This window comes from Hydrocarboniphaga sp. (assembly GCF_965279055.1).
In the GTDB taxonomy this organism is placed as follows: Bacteria; Pseudomonadota; Gammaproteobacteria; order Nevskiales; family Nevskiaceae; genus Hydrocarboniphaga.
This window is the reverse complement of record NZ_OZ257125.1, coordinates 2,174,587-2,195,773: the sequence shown is the minus strand read 5'-3', so window position 1 is coordinate 2,195,773 and position 21,187 is coordinate 2,174,587. Positions and strand designations below refer to the sequence as shown.

General features: G+C 65.5%; 21 protein-coding genes and 1 pseudogene. 4 read left to right on the top strand and 18 right to left on the bottom strand.

Annotated features, from left to right (window positions below):
• Nucleotides 1–11 precede the first annotated feature (11 nt).
• The 5 genes from ACQZF9_RS09800 to ACQZF9_RS09780 form a co-directional block, all read right to left on the bottom strand.
• Nucleotides 12–1,571, bottom strand: a complete 1,560-nt coding sequence (locus ACQZF9_RS09800) for a long-chain-fatty-acid--CoA ligase (protein WP_428313049.1) — start codon at nucleotides 1,569–1,571, stop codon at nucleotides 12–14.
• A 348-nt stretch (nucleotides 1,572–1,919) separates the two neighbouring features.
• Entirely contained in the window at nucleotides 1,920–2,750 is an 831-nt protein-coding gene (locus tag ACQZF9_RS09795; protein ID WP_428313048.1) for an SDR family NAD(P)-dependent oxidoreductase, read from the bottom strand.
• Between the two features lie 130 nt (nucleotides 2,751–2,880).
• Nucleotides 2,881–3,303 (bottom strand): MaoC family dehydratase, encoded by a 423-nt coding sequence (locus ACQZF9_RS09790; RefSeq protein WP_428313047.1) that lies wholly within the window; start codon nucleotides 3,301–3,303, stop codon nucleotides 2,881–2,883.
• A 10-nt stretch (nucleotides 3,304–3,313) separates the two neighbouring features.
• Nucleotides 3,314–3,757 (bottom strand): MaoC family dehydratase N-terminal domain-containing protein, encoded by a 444-nt coding sequence (locus ACQZF9_RS09785; protein ID WP_428313046.1) that lies wholly within the window; start codon nucleotides 3,755–3,757, stop codon nucleotides 3,314–3,316.
• Between the two features lie 9 nt (nucleotides 3,758–3,766).
• Nucleotides 3,767–4,951 carry a lipid-transfer protein gene (locus tag ACQZF9_RS09780; RefSeq protein WP_428313045.1) on the bottom strand — a complete coding sequence of 395 codons (1,185 nt, stop codon included), beginning with the start codon at nucleotides 4,949–4,951 and terminating at the stop codon, nucleotides 3,767–3,769.
• Nucleotides 4,952–5,099: 148 nt separating this feature from the next.
• On the opposite strand from ACQZF9_RS09780, the gene ACQZF9_RS09775 reads away from it, so the two are divergent.
• Nucleotides 5,100–6,137, top strand: a complete 1,038-nt coding sequence (locus tag ACQZF9_RS09775; RefSeq protein WP_428313044.1) for an AraC family transcriptional regulator — start codon at nucleotides 5,100–5,102, stop codon at nucleotides 6,135–6,137.
• A gap of 67 nt (nucleotides 6,138–6,204) precedes the next feature.
• Nucleotides 6,205–6,553: pseudogene (locus tag ACQZF9_RS09770) on the top strand (Na+/H+ antiporter); the annotation flags it as partial.
• 20 nt (nucleotides 6,554–6,573) lie between these two features.
• On the opposite strand, the gene ACQZF9_RS09765 reads toward ACQZF9_RS09770, so the two are convergent.
• From ACQZF9_RS09765 to ACQZF9_RS09715, 11 genes are all read right to left on the bottom strand, one after another.
• Complete coding sequence (locus tag ACQZF9_RS09765) at nucleotides 6,574–7,101, bottom strand: HAMP domain-containing protein (protein WP_428313043.1); 528 nt, start codon at nucleotides 7,099–7,101, stop codon at nucleotides 6,574–6,576.
• A 391-nt stretch (nucleotides 7,102–7,492) separates the two neighbouring features.
• Entirely contained in the window at nucleotides 7,493–9,202 is a 1,710-nt protein-coding gene (locus ACQZF9_RS09760) for a BatD family protein (RefSeq protein ID WP_428313042.1), read from the bottom strand.
• A gap of 6 nt (nucleotides 9,203–9,208) precedes the next feature.
• Nucleotides 9,209–10,123, bottom strand: coding sequence for a tetratricopeptide repeat protein (locus ACQZF9_RS09755; RefSeq protein ID WP_428313041.1), 915 nt, complete (start codon nucleotides 10,121–10,123; stop codon nucleotides 9,209–9,211).
• Nucleotides 10,123–11,145: a vWA domain-containing protein gene (locus ACQZF9_RS09750; RefSeq protein WP_428313040.1), complete on the bottom strand. Its 1,023-nt coding sequence runs from the start codon at nucleotides 11,143–11,145 to the stop codon at nucleotides 10,123–10,125. Before ACQZF9_RS09750 ends, ACQZF9_RS09755 begins: the two co-directional genes overlap by 1 nt.
• Complete coding sequence (locus ACQZF9_RS09745; protein ID WP_428313039.1) at nucleotides 11,142–12,134, bottom strand: VWA domain-containing protein; 993 nt, start codon at nucleotides 12,132–12,134, stop codon at nucleotides 11,142–11,144. The genes ACQZF9_RS09750 and ACQZF9_RS09745 overlap by 4 nt, the downstream gene beginning before the upstream one ends.
• Nucleotides 12,131–12,616 carry a DUF4381 domain-containing protein gene (locus ACQZF9_RS09740; protein ID WP_428313038.1) on the bottom strand — a complete coding sequence of 162 codons (486 nt, stop codon included), beginning with the start codon at nucleotides 12,614–12,616 and terminating at the stop codon, nucleotides 12,131–12,133. The genes ACQZF9_RS09745 and ACQZF9_RS09740 overlap by 4 nt, the downstream gene beginning before the upstream one ends.
• A complete protein-coding gene (locus ACQZF9_RS09735) occupies nucleotides 12,613–13,515 on the bottom strand; it encodes a DUF58 domain-containing protein (protein ID WP_428313037.1) in 903 nt (300 codons plus the stop codon). The genes ACQZF9_RS09740 and ACQZF9_RS09735 overlap by 4 nt, the downstream gene beginning before the upstream one ends.
• Nucleotides 13,516–13,524: 9 nt before the next feature.
• Nucleotides 13,525–14,517 carry an AAA family ATPase gene (locus ACQZF9_RS09730; RefSeq protein WP_428313036.1) on the bottom strand — a complete coding sequence of 331 codons (993 nt, stop codon included), beginning with the start codon at nucleotides 14,515–14,517 and terminating at the stop codon, nucleotides 13,525–13,527.
• Between the two features lie 112 nt (nucleotides 14,518–14,629).
• Nucleotides 14,630–15,652 (bottom strand): site-specific integrase, encoded by a 1,023-nt coding sequence (locus ACQZF9_RS09725; protein WP_428313035.1) that lies wholly within the window; start codon nucleotides 15,650–15,652, stop codon nucleotides 14,630–14,632.
• Between the two features lie 381 nt (nucleotides 15,653–16,033).
• On the bottom strand, nucleotides 16,034–16,771 hold the full coding sequence (locus ACQZF9_RS09720; protein WP_428313034.1) for a M24 family metallopeptidase: 738 nt from the start codon (nucleotides 16,769–16,771) through the stop codon (nucleotides 16,034–16,036).
• A 459-nt stretch (nucleotides 16,772–17,230) separates the two neighbouring features.
• Nucleotides 17,231–18,148, bottom strand: coding sequence for a fatty acid desaturase family protein (locus ACQZF9_RS09715; RefSeq protein ID WP_428313033.1), 918 nt, complete (start codon nucleotides 18,146–18,148; stop codon nucleotides 17,231–17,233).
• A 96-nt stretch (nucleotides 18,149–18,244) separates the two neighbouring features.
• On the opposite strand from ACQZF9_RS09715, the gene ACQZF9_RS09710 reads away from it, so the two are divergent.
• Nucleotides 18,245–19,261 carry an AraC family transcriptional regulator gene (locus ACQZF9_RS09710; RefSeq protein ID WP_428313032.1) on the top strand — a complete coding sequence of 339 codons (1,017 nt, stop codon included), beginning with the start codon at nucleotides 18,245–18,247 and terminating at the stop codon, nucleotides 19,259–19,261.
• A gap of 88 nt (nucleotides 19,262–19,349) precedes the next feature.
• Here the strand turns inward: ACQZF9_RS09710 and ACQZF9_RS09705 are convergent, their stop codons facing one another.
• Nucleotides 19,350–20,003: a glutathione S-transferase family protein gene (locus ACQZF9_RS09705; protein ID WP_428313031.1), complete on the bottom strand. Its 654-nt coding sequence runs from the start codon at nucleotides 20,001–20,003 to the stop codon at nucleotides 19,350–19,352.
• A gap of 271 nt (nucleotides 20,004–20,274) precedes the next feature.
• Entirely contained in the window at nucleotides 20,275–20,736 is a 462-nt protein-coding gene (locus ACQZF9_RS09700) for a MarR family winged helix-turn-helix transcriptional regulator (protein WP_428313030.1), read from the bottom strand.
• Between the two features lie 55 nt (nucleotides 20,737–20,791).
• Here ACQZF9_RS09700 and ACQZF9_RS09695 point away from each other — a divergent pair, with 55 nt between their 5' ends.
• On the top strand, nucleotides 20,792–21,160 hold the full coding sequence (locus ACQZF9_RS09695) for a VOC family protein (RefSeq protein WP_428313029.1): 369 nt from the start codon (nucleotides 20,792–20,794) through the stop codon (nucleotides 21,158–21,160).
• Nucleotides 21,161–21,187: the final 27 nt, after the last annotated feature.

The following is a 21,187-nucleotide window of genomic DNA, read 5'->3' as shown; positions in this document are numbered from 1 at the left end:
GCGCGCGTTCCCTAGCCGAGGCGGTGTTTCTGTTCCCTCCAGTACGGCTCGCGCAACACCGTCTTCAACACCTTGCCGGCACCGGATATCGGCAGCGCTTCGGCAAAAGCGATGCTGCGCGGGCACTTGTAGCCAGCGATCAGCGTCCTGCAGTGCGCGATCAGTTCTTCGGCACCGACAGCCTCGCCGCGCTTGCAGACCACGACCGCGTGGACACTCTCGCCCCATTGCTCGCTGGGAATGCCGATCACCGCGCAGGCCTGCACCGCGGGATGCTGGGCCAGCGCGTTTTCCACTTCGCCGGAATAAACGTTTTCGCCGCCGCTGATGATCATGTCCTTCAGCCGGTCGACGATGAAGATGAAGCCGTCCTCGTCCATGTAGGCGCCGTCGCCGGTGTGCATCCAGCCGTTGCGGATCGCCTGCGCGGTCAGCTCGGGCTGGTTCCAGTAGCCCTGCATCACGTTGGGGCCGCGTACCGCGACATTGCCGACCTGGCCGCGCGGCATCGGCTCGCCCAGCGCATCGACGATGCGCACTTCGGTGCAGAAGCTGGCGCGTCCCGCCGAGCGCAGCTTGCCGAGCTTGCGGCCTTCGAGCGTGTGGTAACAGGCCGGGTTCACCGTCGCCAGCGGCGCCAGCTCGGTCATGCCGTAGGCCTGCACGAAATCGACGCCCGGCAGCGCCGCCATCGCCCGATCGAGTGTGGCTTCGGCGATCAGCGCCGCGCCGTAGATGATGGTCTGCAGCGAGCTCAGGTCACGCGACTGCTGCATCGCCGGATGGTCCACCAGCATCTGGATCATCGTCGGCACCAGTAGCACCTGGGTGACGCGATCGCGTTCTATCGTCTCGAGTATCTGCTCGGGATCGAACGAGGGCAGCACCGAATGCGTGTTGCCGTTGATCCAGTGCGTCATCGCCATGCCCATGTCGGCGAGATGGAACATCGGCGCCGCATGCAGGTAGCAGCCGCCGGCCGTGACCAGGCCTTCGGCGCAAAGCGACAGAGCCGAGGCGCACAGGTTGCCGTGGCTGAGCATCACGCCTTTTGGAAAACCGGTGGTGCCGCCGGTGTAGAAAATGCCGGCGAGATCTTCGCCGCTACGCAGCGCATCGGCGACCGGCTCGGTATCGCGGATCAGCGACTCGTAGTCATGCATGCCAGGCGGGAGTTCGCCGTCGCCGCAATAGATCACGTCACGCAGGCTGTTCGAGCGCGCGCGGAGCTGCTCGACCAGCGCGCGATAGGTTTCATCCACCAGCAGCATCGTCGAGCCCGAATCGTCCAGCGAATACAGGATTTCGGCTGCCGACCAGCGGATATTGCAGGGGTTCATCACACCGCCGGCCCAGGGCACCGCCATCTGGTACTCCAGATAACGATCGGAATTCAGCGACAGCATCGCCACGCGATCACCGGCCTGCAGGCCGAGTTTCTGCAGCGCGCCGGCGAGTCTCGCGACGCGATCCTGAAACTGCGCGAACGTGCGCCGGCGCTCGCCGAGCTGCACCGCGATGCGCTGCGGATGCTGTTGTACGGCGCGGTGCAGGGCCTGGGTCAGATACATGCGTTCTCCTCGAAGCGATGGGCCCGGATCTGTCGTCCAGTCATTGCATGGTAGAAGTGCAAGCTGCAATTTTCGACGTTGCATTGCATCGTCCGAATGGCAGATTGCCGCAACGACGAAGCGCTTTTCTGAATCGGAGACCGACCCATTCCGTTCGTCCCGAGCAGCCTCGCTTGCGAGGCCCATCGAGGGAGCCGATGAAACGGTCAGATCGATCCGGTACCTCGATACGCGGGCAAGCCCGCTACTCGGCACGAACGGAGTTCGTGCGTCGTTGAAGCGAAGACTCAGGCAAAAAGCTTGCGGGCGATCGGATATTCGTGCCGCAGCAACTGCGGCAGCATCGCGCTAAATGCCGGTCAGGCCGCCGCTGCACATCAGCGTCTGGCCACTGACGTAGTCGGACTCCGGGATGCACATCAGGTACACCGCGCCGGCGGCTTCATCGGGCGTGCCGCCGCGGCCCAGCGGAATGCTGCGCTCCATCATCGCCATCAGGTCCGGGTTGACGCCGACCTTGATTTCGCGGCCGTCGATATTCGCCGTGGTGTTGTCTGCGGCATTGCCGGTTAGGCGCGTCTTGATCAGGCCGTAGGCGATGCAATTGACGGTGACGTTCATGCGGCCCCATTCCTTGGCCAGCGTCTGCGTCATGCCGACGATGCCGGCCTTGGCCGCGGAATAATTGATCTGGCCGGCGTTGCCGAACAGCCCGGCGATCGAGGAGATATTCACCACCTTGCGCACCACGCGCTGGCCCTTCTCCAGCTCGGCCTTGCTCAGCGCGCGAATCACCGGCTGCGCCGCGCGCAGGATGCGGAACGGGGCGGTCAGGTGACAGTCGAGCATCGCGTACCACTGCTCGTCGGTCATCTTCTGCACGACGTTGTCCCAGGTGTAGCCGGCGTTGTTGACGATGATGTCCAGGCCCTTGTACTCGTTGACCGCGGTGCCGATCAGGCGGTCGGCGAAGTCGGTGGCGGTAACGCTGCCGACGCAGGCCACCGCTTCACCGCCGGCCTCGCGAATGGCCTGCACTGTTTCGGCTGCCGGCTCGGCGTCGAGATCGTTGACGACGATGCGCGCGCCTTCGCTGGCGAGCTTGAGCGCGATCGCGCGGCCGATGCCGCGGCCGGAGCCGGTGATCAGGGCGATCTTGCCTTCGAGTTTCTGCGTCATGGTGTGCGGTTCCAATTGCAATTCAAAAAGGAGTTGTCATTCCCGCGAAAACGGGAAACCAGTGCGGCGAGAGTTGAGCCGTGACGTCTCTGGATTCCCACCTACGCGGCAATGACAGTGGAGAGTGTTGTTAAGCGAGCGCGACCAGCGCGTCGCCGACGATCTTGGTCTGGCCGAACTGGTTGGCACTGTGCAGCTCGATGCGCACGCAGCGCTCGCCGCCGTGCTCGAGCTTTTCGACGATGCGTCCGCTGCATTGCATCGCGTTGCCCAGATAGGTGATGCCCTGAAAGCGCACGTCGAAGCGGCGCAGCTGGCTCTGCGGCGCCCAGGCGGTCAGCAGCCGGCCGACCCAGGCCATGCCGAGCATGCCTTGTGCGAACACGTCGGACATGCCGGCGCGACGCGCGAAGTCGAGATCGATATGGATCGGGTTGTGATCGCCGGAGGCGCCGGCGAACAGCGCCAGCGTCGTGCGGTCGACCGGCGGCAGCTGCAGCGGCGGCAGTTCATCACCGACGCTGAGGCTGTCGTAGCGGGGAATGGTCGTCATCCTGATGTCCCTAGTAGTGACGGCAGACCAGCACCGAACGCAGCTCGGCGACCAGTTCGTCGCGCTGGTTGGTGGCGCGCGCGGTCTTGACGACGAATTCCAGCGCGCCGCCTTTCTTGTCGTAGATGTCGCTGATGCGCGAGCGCACGGTGACGGTGTCGCCGGCGCAGGCGGCGCGGTGATAAGTGAAGCTCTGCTCGCCGTGCAGCAGCTTGGCCAGCGGAATCTTCAGCTGCTCGAGCAGCGTGAACGTGGTGCCGGAATCCAGCTCGGCGGCGAACAGAAACGTCGGCGGCGCCGGAATGTCGGCGTAGCCGGCGGCCTTGGCCGCCTCGCTGTCGCGGTAGATCGGGTCGGTCTCACCGATGGCCTTGGCGAAGAACTGCAAGCGCGTGCGCTCCAGCGGGAGCACCGAAGCGGGCAGCTCGTGGCCTATCCATAACTTGTCGATCACGGCCCGGCCTCAAACGCGTTCGTACAGCGTGACCACGCAGGCGCCGCCGAGGCCGAGGTTGTGCTGCAGCGCCAGGCGCGCGTTGTCGACCTGGCGTTTTTCGGCGCTGCCGCGCAGCTGCTGGACCAGCTCGGTGCATTGCGCCAGGCCAGTCGCGCCCAGCGGATGGCCCTTGCTGAGCAGGCCGCCGGAGGGATTGGTGACGACCTTGCCGCCGTAAGTGTTGTCGCCGTCGACGACGAATTTTTCGGCGCCGCCGACCGGGCACAGGCCCAGTGATTCGTAGGAGATCAGCTCGTTGTGGGCGAAGCAGTCGTGCAGCTCGACCACGTCCAGATCCTGAGGGCCGATGCCGGCCGCCTCGTAAACCTGCTTCGCTGCGGAAGCGGCCATGCTGAAGCCGACGACTTCGCGCATGTCCTTGGCGTCGAACGTCGCGCGGCTGTCGGTAGTCATCGCCTGCGCCTTGATGCGCACGCGGCGGTCCAGGCCATGCTTCTTGGCGAAGCCCTCCGAGCACAGCACCGCAGCGGCCGAGCCGCAGGTCGGCGGGCAGGCCATCAGCCGCGTCATCACGCCGGGCCACATCACCGGCGCCCTCATCACGTCTTCCTCGCTGACCACGGTCTTGAACAGTGCCAGCGGGTTGTTCGAGGCATGCCGGCTGGCCTTGGCGCGGATCTTCGCAAACGTCTCCAGCCGGGTGCCGTACTGCTGCATGTGCGCCAGGCCGGCGCCGCCGAAGTAGCGCAGCGCCAGCGGAATCTCGCTATGGCCGACCAGCTCGGCGGTGGCCTCGTCGAAGCGGTCGAAGGGGCTAGGGCGGTCGGCGAATACCGAGCCCAGCGCGCCGGGACTCATGTGCTCGAAGCCCAGCGCCAGCACACAGTCGGCGGCGCCGCTGGCGATGGCCTGGCGCGCCAGGAACAGCGCAGTCGAGCCGGTCGAGCAGTTGTTGTTGACGTTGATCACCGGGATGCCGGTCATGCCGACTTCGTAGACCGCGCGCTGGCCGGCGGTGGAGTCGCCGTAGACATAGCCGACATAGGCCTGCTGCAGCAGCTCGTAGCCGACGCCGGCGTCGGCCAACGCGGCGCGCGTGGCCCTGGCCGCCATCTGCGGGTAGGGCTCGTTGGCGCCGGGCTTGGTGAACGGGATCATGCCGACACCGGCGACGTAGACGTCCTGATTCATTGCGACTCCTCGAAGACACGAAAAAAGGGATGCGGCGATGGCGAGCATGGTAGAAACTGCGCCGGCTTTGTTCGACGGCATATCGCATCGTTCGCATGGCAGAAAACCGCAATCCATGACCCGCCCGCGCAGCAGCCCCGACACGCCCGTGACCATTTCCATCGCCTTCGTGCTGGGGATGCTGCAGGGCGTGCGCGAGCGCGGCGAAGACGGCGCGGACTACCTGCGCGACGCCGGCATCGCGCCCGAGCTGCTGGAGCAGCCCGCCGGCCGCGTCACCGCCGAGCAGTACGTGGCGCTGTTCCGCTCGCTGACCGAACGCCGCAACGACGACATGCTCGGCCTGCTGTCGCGGCCGCTGCGGCGCGGCAGCATCGCGCTGGTGTTCCGCGCGGCGACCAGCGCCGGCACGCTGGAGATGGCGATGCGCCGCGCCGCGCATACCTTCGGCCTTCTGCAGGACGACATCGCACTGGAGCCGGTGCACGACGGCGCGCTGTCCGGCTGGGCCTTGCGCTTCAGCCAGGGCTCGCGCGAGCAGCTGAGGTTTCTGCACGAGGTGCTGCTGCGGGTGTTCTGGCGGCTGCTCGCCTGGCTGGCCGGCGGCCGGCTGCCGGTGGCGCGCTTCGACTTCGCTTTCCCGGTACCGGAGCACGCGAGCAGCTACAGCCTGGTGTTCCCGGCGCAGCTGCTGTTCGAGCAGCCGCGCAGCGCGATCTGGTTCGACGCCGAGCTGCTGCAGCAGCCGGTGCGCCGCGACGAGCAGGCGCTGAAGGAGTTCATCGCCAACGCCCAGACCTACGTCATCTTGCCGCGCCGCGGGCTCGACGACATGGGCAGCCGCATCCGCAGCTACCTGCAGCGCATGCAGCCGGCCTGGCCCGGCCTGGCCGCCTGCGCCGAGGCCGTGCACATGTCGACTGCGACCTTGCAGCGACGGCTGGCCCAGGAAGGCACCTCGTTCCAGTCGCTGAAGGACGATCTGCGCCGCGACCTGGCGATCTCGCGGCTCAACACCAGCGCGGTCTCGGTCGCCGCGCTGGCCAGCGAACTGGGCTTTGCCGACAGCGCCGCGTTCCAGCGCGCGTTCAAGAACTGGACCGGCAGTGCGCCGGGGCCGTACCGGCGCGCCGGGCAGGGTGGGGGGACGTCGGCAAATGGGCCTCAGGCGCCAGGGCAAGTGTGAGGACCTCGCGCCATCGTTGAAGTACAGCGGCGCCTGTGCGTACCGCGCGTAACGCAGGTGCCGGAGATATCGCGCCGCTCAACAGTTTCACCGCTCCGGCATTCTGGCCGCGGTTGCGGCCGGCATCACGATGGGCTTCACGCCGCACTCGCATTGGCAGGGGATCACGCGCATTCGCAGGACCGCGGCATGGGAGACCGTGCAGCGCGCGGTTAACGGCAGCATTTTCGTGCTGCCCGGCGAGGCCGCCCAAGCCGCATTGGCGGCTGCTCCTGGTCATGTCGCTCGCCGGGGTTCGCGGCGCGATCACGCTGGCTGCTGTATTGACGCTGCCTTTGAAGATGGCCGATGGATCGCCATTGCCGGGCCGCGATATCGCGATCTTCCTGGCCGTCGGCGTGATCGTGCTGTCGCTGGCTGCTCCCGCAATGCGCGCCTATTCGACACGGGCCGCTTCGAACTCGGCGTTGTTGCGGGCGCGCAGCGTCGTTGCGCGGCGGATCTGCTGGTCGAGCTGGCCGAGTCCGCTGCGCAGTGCCGAGGCGGTGGCGTTGATGCCTTGCTGGAGTTGGCCCAGCGCGCCGTCCCCGGTCAGCGCCAGCTGCACGTCCAGATCACCGTTACTTAGCCGCTGCATCTCGCGGGCCAGATGCGCGATCGGCTCATGGCGCAACCGCGCCATCCAGCCGCCGAGCAACATCGCCAGAGCGGTCATCGCCGCGGTCGCCAGGGCCAGCCACAACAGCGACTCGATGGAGGCCGAAGTCGCGATCAGCAACGCCGCGGCGACGACGGCGAGCAGCAGCACCGGGATCGGTGCCAACAGCATTTCACGCGGCAGTCGCGGCGCGAGCAACTCCGGCGCGACGACGGCGCTGTCGTCGATCTTCGGCAGATAGTGCGACTGGGTCGAAGTCGGCGGATCCCACAAAGGGTTGCGTGGCGCCGCGCCTCTCGTCGCCACACGCGGATAGGTTGTGGTGCTCGGCCGAGTCCAGCCGGGCGCGGACGCCGCCGCGGTTTGCAGCGCGCTCCGGCGCAGGGGCGTCCGCGACCGCTCTGTTCTGGTTCTCAATGCCGTTCCCCGATCTTCGCTGAGTGCCGCAGCGCCGCGTCCCGACGCCTGTCGACGCCTGTCGAGCAAGTATCGAGATCTGTTGTCCAGGCGCCTTCCCGGCGGCCTGAAGACAGGGCTCGCCGTTTTCGTCCGGTCTTGCCGTTGAAGACGGGAACCGTTGCAAAAACGGCTCATCGATCTCGGATCAAATCGCGATGCGATTGATCCTGACTAAACCTTGGTCGACCCTCGAGTGCTGGCCCGCCGCTGTTACCGTGCCGGTCGTGCGCCCTGAGTATCAATACAGCGGCGCCAGTCCCGGTCTGGCGCGGCTTGCGCTGGTGCTGGCCGGCAGCCGCGTCAAGGCCTTGTCCAGCGCATCGCCATTCCAGGCAGCGCCGGAATAGCAGGCGCGATCGAGTTGCATCAGCAATGAACCGAGCCCGGGATCGCCGAGCTTTTGCGCGAGCGCGTTCAAGCCGGCGGGCGCTTGCCCGCCGTAGACCTGGCGCGACCAGATCAGCAAGGCACGACGCGCAGCGGCGGGATCGTGGTCCTTGCAGGCCCGATGAAAGTTTTTTTGCGCGTTGCCGCTGTCGGCCGTGATTTGCGTGTCCGCACCATCCGCTTCCGGGACCGGCGTTTTGCTCCGCTGGCTGCGCGTCCTGATTGCCCACAACAGCAGCGTCGCGATCCACAGCAGTGCCAGCACCAGGCTGATCCATTTCCAGATCGGGTCCTGCGCTGGTGTCGCAACGGCGGGCGCTGCGAGCACCGGCGGCGCTGGCGAAGCACTCGCAGGCTCAGTCGTTGATGGCGCTGCATTCGTCGTCGCGCCGGCCGCGGGCAGTACGTCGAGCACACGCTCGGGCAGCACCAGGGTCTGCGCCGTATCGCTGACCGTGTCCCACCAGCTCAACCGCAATGCCGGAATGGTGTAGCGGCCGGGCCGAGTCGCGATCAGCGCGATGTCCTGCTCGCGGCTGCCGGTGACGCGCGCGCCTTTGGATGCGGTGTCGAGCTTGGCCTGATCGGGATAGGCGCGCAGGCCTTCGGGCAACTGCAGCTGCGCGGCGAGATCCGGCAACTGCGCCGCGGTCAGGCCGACGGCGTCCATCTTCAAATGCAGGGTCAGCGGTTCGCCGGCCTGCAGCGAGGCGCCTTCGGGCTTCCAGCCAGCGACCAGGCTGAGTTTCTCGGCCGGCAGCCAGGCCTGCGACGAAGTACCCGCCGGTCGCGGTTTCACTTGCAGCAGGATGTCGTCGCCATGCAGGCGCAGCTGGCGCACGGAGCCGCCGCCGAGCATGCCGCCGAAGAGGTCGCGCCGATTGTCGACTTCGATCAGCGCGTCCAGGGTCGGGCCGGGCAGGGTGATTTCACCGCTGCGCTGCATCTGCAGCAGATAGCGGCGCCGGATCACCTGATAGCGACGGCCCTTGATCTCCTCGGCGTCCTGCTGGTCCTGGCCGAGCTGCTGCACGGCGACGTCGTCGTTGCCGTCGAAATTCAACGCCGCCTGGCGCACCGGCACGTCGGTGTGGATCGTCACCGTCAACACCACGTTGCCCTGCACGTAGGGCTGTTTCTGGTCGAGAGTGGCGGCGAGGAATACATGTTGTGGCCCGGCATCGCCGGGTGCGCCGGCGGCGGCTTCGGTCACGGTCAATGACAGCGGCGTGCTGGTCTCGCCGTTCCAGCGGATCGCCGGAATCCGCAGCTCGCCGGCACGCTTGGCCATCAGCGTGATGTTGGCGACGCTCTGCTGCGACAGGTGGCCGTTGATGAACTGCACATTGGTTTCGCTGCTGCTGCCGACGACATCGAAGTCGGCCTTCAGCGCGCTCAGATCGGGCGCGTCGCCGCCGCGGCTGTCGCGCAGCAGCCGCAGCTGCACGGCTTCGCCGACCGCGGCGCGATCGCGGTCGAGGCTGGCCCTGATCTCGGCGTGCGCAGCAGAGCCGGCGCCGCACAGCAACAGTGTCACGAGCAGCTTGCGGATCGTGGTCATCTCTCGCTACCGGCTGTTGAAGGGTTCGGGCTGCTGCTGGTGGCGCAGCATGTGCTCGATCATGAATTTGCGCCGCAGCAGTCCGCCCGGATCATCCGGTATCTGGCGCAGCCATTGTTCTTCGGCGAGCTGCTGCTCGGTCATCGGCTGTTGCTGGCCGGGATCGGCCCTGGTGGAACCGGCGCTGCGGCGCTGCAAGGCATCCTGCGCGTCGCGTTGCGCCTGGCCGGCCTCGTCTTTTGCGTCGTCTTTGCCGGGCGATGGTGCGATCTTGGACTGCTCGGACCGGCCCGCCTGCTGTTCGTCGGCCGGCGCGCTGTCGTCCGGTTTCTCGCGCGAGTGATGCGAGTCGCCGGGGGGGCGACTCTCGGCATGCTGCTGCGAGCTGGCGGGCGGCGGCTGGCCTTGTTTGCCCGCGGCGTCGGCCGGGTCGGAGTTCGGCGACGACGCCTGCTGGTCGGAAGGTTTGCTGTCGCCGTCCCGCTGCTGAGATTGCTGCGGCTGCTTCTGTTGCTGCTGCTGATCGCGCAGCGCCTTGGCGACCAGATCGCGATTGTGCTGCGCATCCTGATTCTGCGGATCATGGGCCAGAGCCGCGTCGTAGGCCTGCAGTGCCTGTTTCAGATCGCCGATGCGCGCCAGCGCGTTGCCGCGATTGTAGTGGCCGTCGCTGTCGTCGAAAGCGGCAAAATCGCTTGCGGCGGCGGCGTTGTTGCCGGCCTGGAGTTCGGCGTAGGCCTTTCTCCGGGGTTCGGCGTAGGTGCGTGCCGCAGCGGCTGCGTCGCCCTGTTGCAGCAGGTGTTCGCCGCGCTGGTCGGCGTTGCGCCACAGCGAATCCCAGAATTCGCCGGCCTGCGCCGTGCCGCCATGCATGGCGCCGATCAAGGCGACGATCAAGGCGATGATTCGCAGCGCCGGCATCAGATCCATCCTCGCCGCGCGAACGACGCCGCCAGCAGCAACAACAGCGGCAGCAGCCAGAAGCCGGAGTCCTGCCAACGTTGGACTTGCACGCCCTGGGTTTCGACCGCGGCGCCAGGAGACGTCGGTGCGTCCTGCAGGGCCGTCAGCAATTGCGGCAAGGCATCGAGATCGACATAGCGACCGCCGCCGGTGTTGGCGAGGCGGCTCAGGTGTTCGGTATCGACGCGCGACAGCAGCGCCGCGCCCTGCGCGTCATGCTCGAAGGCGCCGCCCGGGCCCACCAGCGGCGCGCCGCCGCGAGTGCCGACACCGATCACGTCCAGCTGCGCGCCCTGCGAGCGCAGTTTTTGCGCGGCGGCGAGCGCCGAGGCCGGATCGCTGATGCCGTCGGACAACAAAATCATGCGCTGGTCGCTGGCACCGCTGCGTTGCAGTAGTTGTGCCGCGCTGTCCAGCGCTGGCGCGAGCTGGTCGCCGGCTGTCGGCATCAGCTCCGGTGTCAGCGGCTGCAGCAGCGAGCGCAAGGTGTTGGCGTCGTCGGTCAGCGGTGCGACGACGTAGGGCTCGTCGCTGAACACGACGAGGCCGACCTTGGCGTCGCGCGCGGCCAGCAGCAGATCTTCGATCGCATAGCGCGCGCGGGTGATGCGGGTCGGCGTCACGTCGGCGCTCGCCATCGACGGCGACAGGTCGAGCACGATGATCCACGCCGCGCCGGCGCGATGCGCCTGCGTCGCGTCCTGCCGCCAGCTCGGGCCGGCGAGGGCGATCACCGCGACGGTCCAGGCCAGCGCCAGCCACGGCGACCAGGGCTTGCGCGCCTGGCCCGCGTCCAGCCGCAGCGCCGACAGCAGGGGCGCGTCGATCAGCGTGGCCCAGTTGCCCTGCGCCGCACGGCGCCGCGCCAGCAGCATCGACAGCCACCAAAGTGGCGGCGCGGCGAGCAGCCACAGGGGCCGAATGAAATGGAAGGCCTGCAGCGCTTCGCCGATGCTGTCGAGCAGCGTGCCGATGCTCACGTGCGACTCCATTGCCGGCCGCGCAGCAGGCTCGCCGGCACGCTCAGCAGCAGCGCCAGGCCCAGTGGCCAGTGGAACCATTCGCTGCGCGGGCGATACCACTGATCGCGACCGGCGGCCGGCTCCAGCTGGTCGATACGCTTGTAGACCTGCTCCAGTTTCAGCGCATTGGTCGCGCGGAAATAGCCGCCGCCGGTGGCCTGCGCGATCTTCTGCAAGGTGTCTTCGTCGAGGCCGCCGCCGATGCTGTTGCCGAAGAAATCGGTGCGCGGCCGGCCGCCGACACCGATGGTGTAAATGCGCAGGCCGGCCTGCTGCGCCAGCTTCGCCGCCTGCAATGGCGGCATCGCGCCGGCGTCGTTCTCGCCGTCGGTGAGCAGGATCAGTACGGTTTGCCGGTGTGCGTCCGGCCGTGTGTCTTCGCCATCGGCCGGTTCATCGCGCAGGCGCTTCAAGGCCAGGCCGATCGCGTCGCCGATCGCGGTCTGCGTGCCGGCGATGCCGACGACGGCTTCGACGAGAAAATGCCGCACCGTTTCCAGGTCCGAGGTCAGCGGTGCCTGCAGATAGGGGCGTGTGCCGAACAGGATCAGCCCGAGCTGATCGCCGTTGCGCTCGCGGATGAACTCGCCGGCGACTTTCTGCACCACCTGCAGCCGGGTTTTGCCCTCGTCCATGTCTTCGGTGGCCATCGATCCGGAGACGTCGACCGCGAGCAGCACGCGGCGCCCGGTGGTCGGCTGCGGTACCGGCTCGCCCAGCCATTGCGGCCGCATCGCGGCGGCGACGAGCAAGGCCCAGATCGCCACATACAGCAGACTGCGCCAGCGCGGCTGCGCCATCGCGCTGCTCGCGGCGCCGTCGGCGACGTCCGCCGCGAACGGCAGAAACAGCGCGCCGCCGTCGGGTCGCATCGGCGGCAGCAGGCGCATCGCCAGCCACGGCAGCGGCAGCGCGAGCACCATCAGCGGCCAGGCGAAATGGATCATTTGCGCTTGCTGCCGAAGTGACGGCTGCCGATGAAGCCGCGCGCACCGAGCAACCACTGTGCCCGATCGGCGCTCGCGGCTGCGCCGTAAGCCGCGCGCAGCAATTGCCGACCGCTATCGCCTGCCAGCGCCGAGCCACCATGCGCGGCAACGAACGCAATCCAGTCGTCGCCGCTGAGACGCGCGACCTGCTCACGCCCGTAGCGCGAGACTGCGTAACGCCGCATCAGGTTTTCCAGATCGCGCGCGAGTGCGGCGTCGTCTGCGGCGCTGCTTTCGATCTGAGCGAGTTCGTTCAAGGCCAGGCGGCGCAGGCTGCGACGCTCGCGGCGCCACGCGTAGAACAGACCGGCGCACAGCGCCAGCATGGCGAGCAGCAACCACCAGCCCGGCGCCGGCGGCCACCATCCGGGCGGCGCTGGCGCGTGTGCCGGCGCCAGCTGTTCCAGCCAGGCCGGTGAGGCAGAGGCGGGCGAGTTCATCGCGCCCACGCCGGCTGGCGCAGCAGCGCCGGCAAGGTTTGGGTGATGTCGTCGGCGGTGTGCAAGCGTGTCAGCGGCAGGCCGAGCTTCAGCGCCAGGTCGCCGATGCGTTTTTCGCGCGCCGCCCAGTTGCGTTGCCAGGCCGGCTTGCTCGAAGCGCCGTCGAGCCAGCGCAGCTTCCCAGGCACGCCGACCCGGTAATCGCCATCGGGCAAGCCGCTGCTTTCCAGCGGATCGGTAATCCACAGCAGCCGGCAGTCGCACTGCGCGGCGATGCCGGCGAGCAGCGCTTCGCTGCGGCTGTCGAGACCGCTGAAATCGCTGAGTACGAAGACCAGATGGCCTGGCTTGACCAGTGAAGCGAGCAAGCTCAGCGCTGAGTTGAAACCCTGCGCCTTCGGTTCGCCCGGCGAGCGCGGCTGCGCCTTGACCAGCGCCTGCAGCAGCGGCAGCACGCCGGCATTGCGGCCGCGCGGAGAAAAGATCTGCGGCGGCAGATCGTCTTGTGCCAGTACCGCACCGAGGCGATCGCCGCCGCCGACCGTGACCCAGCCGAGCAGCGCCGCGGCGCGCAGCAGCAGCGCCGATTTCAGCTGTCGCTTGCTGCCGAAATACAGGGCCTGATGCAGATCGGCGAGCAGCCAGGCCGGGCGCTCGCGATCCTCGCGAAACACCTTGGTGTAGGGCCGTCCGCGTCGCGCGGTCACGCGCCAGTCGATGCTGCGCCGGTCGTCGCCTTCGGCGTACGGACGCACTTCCTCGAACTCCAGGCCACGGCCGCGCTGCGCGCTGCGATGGCCGCCGGGTAGCTGCGCCAGCGCGGCGCGGTGCGCACGCAGGTCCAGGCCCTGGGCGGCCGACTGCAGCGCGATCAGTTCGTCGAGGTCCGGCAGGATCACGGCAGTGACTTAAGGCGCCGGGACCGCGCTCAGCAGTTCGTCGACGCACATTTGCGCGGTGATACGCCGCGCCTGCGCCGAATAGTCCAGCAGCAGGCGATGACGCAGCGCATCGGGCGCGACCACCTGCACGTCTTCGGGGCTGACGTAGTCACGGCCCTGCAGCCAGGCGTAGGCGCGCGCGCCGCGCTCGATCGCGATCGCCGCGCGTGGGCTCGCGCCCCAACGCAGCCATTCGGCGAGCTTGGCGCTGTACGCGGCCGGCGCGCGGGTGGCGTCGACCAGCGCCGAAATGTAATCGGCAACGCTGTCGGCCAGGGTCAGGCTCAGCACCTCGCGTCGCGCGGCGAAGATCGAGTCCTGCGACAGCAGCTTGCGCGGCGGCGGCAGCACTTCGGCAGTGATCGCCTCGCGCCGCGCCAGTTCCATGATGCGCAGTGTCGTCGCGCGATCCGGATAGTCCACCAGCGTGTGCAGCATGAAGCGGTCGAGCTGCGCTTCCGGTAGCGGAAACGTGCCTTCGTGCTCGATCGGATTCTGCGTCGCCATCACCAGAAACAGCGTCGGCAGCGCATAGGTCGCGCTGCCGACGCTGATCTGGTGCTCGCCCATCGCTTCGAGCAGTGCCGACTGCACCTTGGCCGGCGCGCGGTTGATTTCGTCGGCCAGGATCAGGTTATGGAACAGCGGCCCCTGCTGGAATTGAAAGCGGCCTTCCTCGGGCCGGAAAATGTCCGAGCCGGTGAGGTCGGAGGGCAGCATGTCGGGCGTGAACTGCACGCGTTGAAAATTCGCCTCCAGACCTTGAGCGAGCGCCTTGATCGCGCGCGTCTTGGCCAGCCCCGGCGGGCCTTCGACCAGCAGATGGCCGTCGGCGAGCAGTGCCAGCAGCAGCCGCTCGACCAGATTCTGCTGGCCGAGAATCTGCGTGTTCAAATAGTCGCGTGTCGCCTGAAAAGCGGCGAGGGTGCTGCGGATGCCGGCATCGTGTCGCTCTTGCATCAACTCTTATCCTTGTTCTTGTCGAGGCTGTTTTGCGGGTTGAGCAGCGGATCGGTGCGAAGCCGAGCAAGGACCCGCTGTTGCCCGGCGTCGATATCGGTCGCCAGCCTTCCTATTCTCGCGCAAGCTGCTTTCTCTTTTTCAAGCGGGCCATTGCGCCACGGCCCGCATTCAGGCTTTCGCCGTAGCGGATCACCATCCGCTCGGTTTTCCACCGGCCCTGACGCATGATTTCGGCGCCGCTGAAGTTTGCCGCAATCAGGTCCTGAGCGGCTCCGACCCGGGTGCTATGGCCGGAGATCAGTGCCGCGTCGAGCCCCGCACGCAGTGCGCGTTGCTTGAAAATCCGGGCGACGTCACGATCCGACAGGGGAGTGTCGTATCGGTTTGCTTTGTGGGAGTTGGGTGTCGAACGAAAAATCGGGCCGGATTTAAGGCCGGCGGCCTTGATCCAGCCTTGGATCAATTCCAGCGTTTCCGGCGACAGATACTGAAGGAAGCCTTCACCTTCCTGATCCGTCTTACTGCTGGCCAGGAAGATTCGCCCGGATCCGTCTCTCTCAATGCTGAGATGCTCGATCTTCAGCGTGATCAGCTCGGAGCGTCGAAACATCGTCTCGAAGGCGGTAGAGATCAGCGCCGCGTCGCGGATGTCACGCGGAACCGTAAGATCCAGTGTACCGATGATCGTCTCGATGGCATCCATCGTCAGGCCCGTCGCCTGGCGCTGCCTCGCGGTGAGATGTTCTCGCTTCAAACCGCGCCACATCAGCCGGGCTTCGATGGAATCCATCGGTGACGGCAACAGTGCCAGCCGATGCACGACGGTCAGCGTGGACAGATAGTGTTCCAGCGTCGCGCGTTTGCGTCCCGCGGCGATTTTTTCCATCAGGAATGCACGCAGCATCGGCACGGTCGCCGGCAGCGGCGCGAAGCCTGACGCTGTGCAGAACGCCGTCCAGACGCGCCAATCCGCGCGCCAGCTCTTGAGCGTGTTCGGCGCATAGGCGATCTTCAAATCGTCGGCCATCAACTGCAGGCGTTCGACCGCGGTGTCGGGCGCCTGGGCGAGTAACTCGGAAACGGCGCTCTGGCGGCCGAAGCTGGGGTCGGATGAAGGGCTTGCTGGTTTCATCGCTGCAGCTTACCGGCTTTGTGTGTGTCCGACAAGTGTAATTGTCGGACACGAGATGTTTATATAAATCAATAACTTATAAACTAACGAGCCAGTCAAGCAGAGTCAACTACAGATGCTACTGCCGCCGCTGTTGCTTCTGCGTACTCAATCATATGCTCGACCATGAGATACAACGCTTGTATGGGTTTGGGTCCTGTGAATTGCTCATGGTCTGGATAGAAATAACTTCTCGGATAAGCCTTTTCGCCTTGCGCAAAGTGATCGGTCAAGTACGCTCTGATCGAGCTTCCGAACTGCTGCGCTCGAAAGCAACTTGATATCCATATCTTCTAGACCCGGCTTGAGCCGAACGCGGTGCGCGTCGGGTCCAAGCAAAAGTTAGATCGCGAACGCATGCCCCTCTGGGTCGAAGGTAAAGATGTTCTCATGCTTGAATCCCCACGCGCCCCCAGCCTTCCGGATATGCGGCTCGAACGTGAATAGATGTACGTCCCCGAGCTGTACATTGTTTCCCGCCTCGATGTAGCGTCTGTCTGCGCGCGTGGACTCAATGCTATGCCCGACGTTACCGAGAAAGTCTAGGTTCTCAAAGCCGATGGCCGCGATCATTTGGTTAGAAAATTCAAATAACTCCTGGAACGTGGTTCGAGGCGTAACGAACGAGGTCATCGCGGCGTGCAGTCGTTGCTCTGCAGCAATGCCTTCCCGAAATTCAGCCAGTGATGGCTCGGCGACGTGGCGACCTCCTTCAATACAGAAACTTCTTGCACAGTCCCCCCAAATCCCGTCTCGGCACGGACTGAGGTCAACCGTAACCAGACCAGTAAATCCTACTGGCTCGTCACTGGGCTGATATTCGCGGCCTGAAATCGAGAGACAGCTTCTGCTCCCGAGCAGAACGAATGCAGGGCAGTCGTAGTACCACGTCTCCGTGATGCCAAGATCCGACATCATTTCAGTGGCCCTAGCCGCGATGGTCCGCTCAGTGTCGGACGGCTCAATTGTTGATCCCAGCCCGGCCAAGACGCGCTTCGCGACTTCCTGCACCGACGTGTGTTCGATGAGCAGGCCCACTGAGAGATCTAACGCCAGCTTGAGCTTGGCGCGTCGGCGCATCGGCTCCCATGTTTGGATTCGAGCATGACAATCGCGTTCCCGAGCGCGGATTTCTGTGATTCGATCAATAGCGGGGACTGTGGCAGGGGCTCCACGAGCCGTCAATTTCCCGCATCGACGCAGCCGGGTTCCGGCCGTATGCGGCCCGGTTTTCGATCCGGATCGGCTTTCCCCGTCGGCGGTTCATGGCGCTCCACGAGCCGGTGGAGCGATGGCTGTCGATCCCCACGGCCATTCTGAACCGGCCTTTCCGTGCTCAGGGGTGCCCCTCCGGAAATGGTGGGTCTCGTTGCGACTGATCAAATCGTAGGCGGCATGCACCTACCCTTCTGTGCAAGCAATTACACCGCACGGCGGTGTGGAGTCGCTCCTGACCACGATACGGGCAAATTGTCGCGCCCTCGCCTCCTAGACTTCCGCTTCGTGCCGAAGCGGATCTCGTGCTCTGGCGACCAGCCGTCACGCACGCACCGGCCTGCGATCGAAAATGCCGATGGCCGGCGTGCCATGCGCGCGCATGACCGGCTCGATCTCGCGAAACAGCGCGTGGTAGCGATAGAACGGCACGCGGGGAAACAGGTGGTGGATCGAGTGCAGGTTCTGGCCGAGCCAGAACCACTCGAGAGGCTTCATCCAGAGCGGCATGATCAGGCTGTTGGTATTGCGGTAGCGCGCCGGCTCTTCGTACGGCAGATGCGGGCGGTAGGCAAACCAGTAGGCGGTGAAGAAGGCGCCGCCCAGATAGCCTGCGACCAGCAGTACGACAGTCGACGCGGCCGGGACCAGCGCCAGGAAGGCCAGGCGCCAGCCGATCGCCAGCGTCACTTCGGCGCAGTAGGCAGCGCGCTCGCGCAGCGGCGCCGTCGCCCAGTGCTCGCGGAACAGAAAGGTGTTCTGCGTCCACAGGAACTTGAACCCGGTGACGACGAAAGCCAGAAAGCCGTGACGCATGCCGCTGATGACGAAGTCCGGGTCCTTGTCCGGCTGGTTGGTATAGCGATGGTGGGTGAAGTGCTCCACCTTGTGCGTGGAGTAAGGAATCAGCATCAGCGGCGCGACGAGGTAGCCGCAGAGATCGTTGAGCCATTGCAGCCGCTCGCGGCTGCCGTGCACGTTGCCGTGGGCGGCTTCGTGTAGCGGCGTGTAAGACAGATAGGTCAGCACGGCATAGATCAATGTCGCCGCCCACAGCGGAGCCGAACCGGCCGCGAACAGCCAGAGGTTGGCGACAAAGGCGCTCAGCACGAGCGCCACCAGGATGAGCGTTGGCCACGCCAGTTCGCCCGTATACTCCTTTGAAATGGCAATGGCCTGCTTGTTCAGCGCGTTTAGATCCTGCTCCATGCCCCACCCCGCTCTCAGCTTGTCGAGCCTCAAATTTAGAGGCTTCCGGCACCAAGCGACATCACATTGCCGGCCTTTGGCAGGGCATATCCGGCCAAGTAAAGGAGCGGAATCACTCCGATAGAAGGCATGTCAGCGCAAACCAGCGTTCTGCATCCCGTCGCCATTGCCCAGGTGATGGTCAACTTCGCGATACGCCTCGGCGGCGATGCCGAGACCTGCCTGCTCGGCACGGGCATTACGGCGGCACAGCTGCGCGATGCGGATGCACTGATCACGCGCGAGCAGGAGATGCGTCTGATCGAGAACCTGATGCTGGCACTGCCACAGGTGCCGGCGCTGGGCTTCGAGCTGGGGTTGCAATACAACGTTGCCACGTTCGGTATCTGGGGATTCGCGCTGCGCACGAGCCGCACGCTGCGCGAGGCGCTGGAGCGGTGCCTGCGCTACCTGCCACTGAGCACGGCCTACTGTCGCTTCTGGCCGGTGATCGACGAACGCGAGTTCGCCTTCTGCGCCGATCCCGGCGCCATTCCGCAGCACCTGCGCCAGTTCCTGCTGGAGCGCGATACCGGCACAGCGATCAATCTGGTCAAAGAGCTCAGCCTGTCCGGGATTAGCCCGCGAGGTCTGGAGTTTGAAGGGCCGGCGCCGGCGCATGCCGCGCGTATCGAGGCCTTGTGCGGCATTGCGCCGCGCTATGGCAGCGCCCGCAACGCCATCGTGCTGCAGCGGGAGGATGCCGAGATCCCCTTGCCGATGTACGACGCCCACTTGGCGCGCCTGTTGGAGGACCAGTGTCGCGCCCAACTCAAACGGCGCCAGGTCAGCGGTGTGGCCGGCCAGGTCCGCCAGCTCATCCTGGGGCCGCTGGGCCTGGTCGCGTCGATCGAAGATGTCGCGCAGCACATCGCCATGGCGCCGCGCAGCCTGCGGCGCAAGCTCGAGGAAGAAGGCAGCAGCTTCCGCGACATCGTCGAAGCGGAGCGCCGGCAGCTGGCCGTGCAACTACTGCAAGGCACCCAGATGAAGCTCGACGAGATCGCGCTGCAGCTGGGCTACGGCGACACAGCCAGTTTCACCCGTGCGTTCCGGCGGTGGTTCGGGCAGGCACCGGGCGAGTACCGCAAGTTGTCCGGAAGCTGAGCCGGCGAGCTTAAGGACGGCTCGGGGTCGATCGACATCCGTCCCAAATGTTCGGGTCGAATCCAGCCAATGCGCGAAGCTAAATCAATTAGCCCGGTAGTGGCTTGCCCGTGTTGAGTGCCCGTTGTGCATCGAAAGCCCGCTTGTACGCCGGCCGTGCTTCGCCGCGGGCGACATACGAAGCCAGGTTCGGAAACTCGTCGAGCAGGCCGGATGCTCTCAACCTGAGCAGCACCGATACCATCATCAGATCGCCTGCGCTGAAAGCTCCATCGAGCCAGTCGGCGTCACCCAGGCGAGCGGACAGTTGGCGCAGCCGGTCGCGGACGCGATCCATGACCAGAGGCAGGCGTTCCTGACTCCAGGGCTTGTCGCCCTCCAGCATCCTGGCCATCGAGAGCTCGAGTATCGGCGGTTCCACCGTGTTGAGCGCGGCGAACATCCAGGTAATCGCGCGCGCCCGCGCATTGCGCTCTGTCGGCAGCAGGCCCTCGTAACGCTCGGCGATGTGCAAGACGATCGCCCCGGTCTCGAACAGGACCAGATCGCTTTCCTGATAGGTCGGAATCTGTCCGAAAGGATGAAGCGCAAGGTGCGCAGGTTCCTTCATGGCGCGGAACGAAACCGGGCGCACCTCGTAAGGCTGGCCCACTTCTTCAAGTGCCCAGCGGACACGCGTGTCACGCGCCAGTCCCTTGCCGCCATCGGGTGAACGTTCAAAGGCGGTAATGGTGATGGTCATGATGTCGTCTCTTGAAAATGATCTTCGGCCTGGCCCCATTGCCTCGCCTTCACTATGACGACGAACGGCGAGACTAGAGATCGACGGATTGGTGGCGATGGTATTTGATGAAACCATTCCACCCCGGCATGGACGAGTTGGGCCTTGCGCACCGCCGGCCAGTACAGCGTGACATCTATTATCGATGCAATAGCTCGTGGTTTAAATGCTCAAAACCCGGCAAGCGTAGTCGCATTACGTTTTTTATAAAAATAAAATTGTCATCGTGCTCCTACCCGTCAGACGGCTCGTCGTCCAGCGCGGCAGCACAGCGTTTGAGCAGCGCACAAAGGAGCCTGGCTTCTTCCGCTGACAGCTTGGAGAGCATTTGTCGCTCCACCACATCAGCCGCATTCGCTCCCTCGGCAACGGCCTTTTGGCCGGCTTTCGTCAGCTCGGTCATGATGACCCGGCCATGCTCCGGATGCGGGTTACGCACGATCAGGCCTCCGCGTTCGAGATTGACGAGGATCGCCTGCATGGTCTGTGGCGTCACGAACGCCGCGCGAGCCAGATCGGCATTCGAGATTCGCGGGTTGCCGGCGACGGCGAGTAGCACGGCGTTCTGCGGCGCGGTGATGCCGAGCCGCGCGAGTTCGGTATCCAGGCGTTGCCGCAAACGATGTTGGGTAATCTTCAGGTTGTAGCCAACCCAGTCAACTCCGCTGCGAGGAGACACTTTCCTCGTTGACATATCAGTGTCCTTATATTAGTGTCAGGTCACTGATACTACTCAAACAGGTGCTCGCATGACAACGCCGATCGGCCCCGACTTCATTGCGTTGCAGGTGCGCAACCTCGCCAAGTCCGCTCAGTTCTACAAGGAGGTCTTCGGTTTCGAAGCTGCGGCGCAGAGTCCGCAGCACGCCATTGTTCTCAAGACCGCACCGATTCCGCTGGCGCTGCGAGAGCCCATTCGTGCTCTTCCCGAATCGGGGTCGCTCGGCGTGGGCATGGTGCTTTGGATCGCATGCAACGACGCTGACGCGCTGCACGACCTGATCATCAAGCGCGGCGGCGCGATCCTCAGCCCACCTGCCGACAGTCCCTTCGGCCGCTTCTTCGTTGCCAGTGATCCCGATGGATACGCGATCACATTTCATACGGCAAGTAGCTGAGCACAGTCCGCGCCCGTCAGCTGACCA

What these genes read in the sequence shown, in the direction of transcription:
- ACQZF9_RS09755 (WP_428313041.1), bottom strand. Translation starts at nt 10,123, where the DNA reads ATGCCGGCGCTGCGAATCATCGCCTTGATCGTCGCCTTGATCGGCGCC.
- ACQZF9_RS09730 (WP_428313036.1), bottom strand. Translation starts at nt 14,517, where the DNA reads ATGCAAGAGCGACACGATGCCGGCATCCGCAGCACCCTCGCCGCTTTT.
- ACQZF9_RS09740 (WP_428313038.1), bottom strand. Translation starts at nt 12,616, where the DNA reads ATGAACTCGCCCGCCTCTGCCTCACCGGCCTGGCTGGAACAGCTGGCG.
- ACQZF9_RS09725 (WP_428313035.1), bottom strand. Translation starts at nt 15,652, where the DNA reads ATGAAACCAGCAAGCCCTTCATCCGACCCCAGCTTCGGCCGCCAGAGC.
- ACQZF9_RS09780 (WP_428313045.1), bottom strand. Translation starts at nt 4,951, where the DNA reads ATGAATCAGGACGTCTACGTCGCCGGTGTCGGCATGATCCCGTTCACC.
- ACQZF9_RS09720 (WP_428313034.1), bottom strand. Translation starts at nt 16,771, where the DNA reads ATGCGCCGACGCGCCAAGCTCAAGCTGGCGTTAGATCTCTCAGTGGGC.
- ACQZF9_RS09800 (WP_428313049.1), bottom strand. Translation starts at nt 1,571, where the DNA reads ATGTATCTGACCCAGGCCCTGCACCGCGCCGTACAACAGCATCCGCAG.
- ACQZF9_RS09705 (WP_428313031.1), bottom strand. Translation starts at nt 20,003, where the DNA reads ATGACCATCACCATTACCGCCTTTGAACGTTCACCCGATGGCGGCAAG.
- ACQZF9_RS09745 (WP_428313039.1), bottom strand. Translation starts at nt 12,134, where the DNA reads ATGATCCATTTCGCCTGGCCGCTGATGGTGCTCGCGCTGCCGCTGCCG.
- ACQZF9_RS09695 (WP_428313029.1), top strand. Translation starts at nt 20,792, where the DNA reads ATGACAACGCCGATCGGCCCCGACTTCATTGCGTTGCAGGTGCGCAAC.
- ACQZF9_RS09710 (WP_428313032.1), top strand. Translation starts at nt 18,245, where the DNA reads ATGTCAGCGCAAACCAGCGTTCTGCATCCCGTCGCCATTGCCCAGGTG.
- ACQZF9_RS09795 (WP_428313048.1), bottom strand. Translation starts at nt 2,750, where the DNA reads ATGACGCAGAAACTCGAAGGCAAGATCGCCCTGATCACCGGCTCCGGC.
- ACQZF9_RS09760 (WP_428313042.1), bottom strand. Translation starts at nt 9,202, where the DNA reads ATGACCACGATCCGCAAGCTGCTCGTGACACTGTTGCTGTGCGGCGCC.
- ACQZF9_RS09700 (WP_428313030.1), bottom strand. Translation starts at nt 20,736, where the DNA reads ATGTCAACGAGGAAAGTGTCTCCTCGCAGCGGAGTTGACTGGGTTGGC.
- ACQZF9_RS09790 (WP_428313047.1), bottom strand. Translation starts at nt 3,303, where the DNA reads ATGACGACCATTCCCCGCTACGACAGCCTCAGCGTCGGTGATGAACTG.